The sequence below is a fragment of the Mycobacterium sp. E2497 genome, from assembly GCF_001668695.1.
Classification (GTDB): Bacteria; Actinomycetota; Actinomycetes; order Mycobacteriales; family Mycobacteriaceae; genus Mycobacterium.
This window is the reverse complement of the sequence record NZ_LZKD01000013.1, coordinates 1-554: the sequence shown is the minus strand read 5'-3', so window position 1 is coordinate 554 and position 554 is coordinate 1. Positions and strand designations below refer to the sequence as shown.

Genomic DNA, 554 nt, shown 5'->3' with positions numbered 1-554 from the left:
CGACTTGAGACCGACGCCAAGCAGCAAGCAAGTTGGGGAAATCGATCCGCGTTTCTCGCACTGCTCCTATTCTTCGACCAACAGATACGGATCTCGCCCTTTTGGCAAGGAGACGAAATGAGGATTCGTTTCATTGTTTCGGCGCTCGGGGCTGTAGTGGTCGCGTTGGCGGTTGGGTGCGGCGGCGGGCAGGGCGGCGGCCACAGCGCCACTTCGGTGGCACCCTCGCCGACACCCACAGTCGGGCCGACGCTGGCGCTCAATCGCATCGACGAGCTGCTCGTGCCGCCGGAAGTGGTCGGCGACATCGTCGGCTCGAAACTCAACTGGACGGGCACGCCCCCGCCCGGTTGGACCAGGCCTCCATCACCCCCTGTCATCGACGAGGGTAACCCGCAGTGCGAGCCGCTGATCGCGCCGGACACGTACTCGGTGGGGGTGGCTTACACCGCGTGGCGGAGCAATCTCTACAAAGAGGACAAGGACACGTACGAGCATGCGGTCCGTCAAGCCGTTGCGACGGTTGTCGATTCCAAAGCAGCGACGGTGTTGCT

The 554-nt window shown here is 63.4% G+C and carries 1 protein-coding gene; it reads left to right on the top strand.

Annotated elements, in window-relative coordinates:
* Positions 1-117 precede the first annotated feature (117 nt).
* Positions 118-554 (top strand): sensor domain-containing protein (locus A5713_RS00895; RefSeq protein WP_197516260.1); only part of this gene is annotated, 437 nt, incomplete at its 3' end.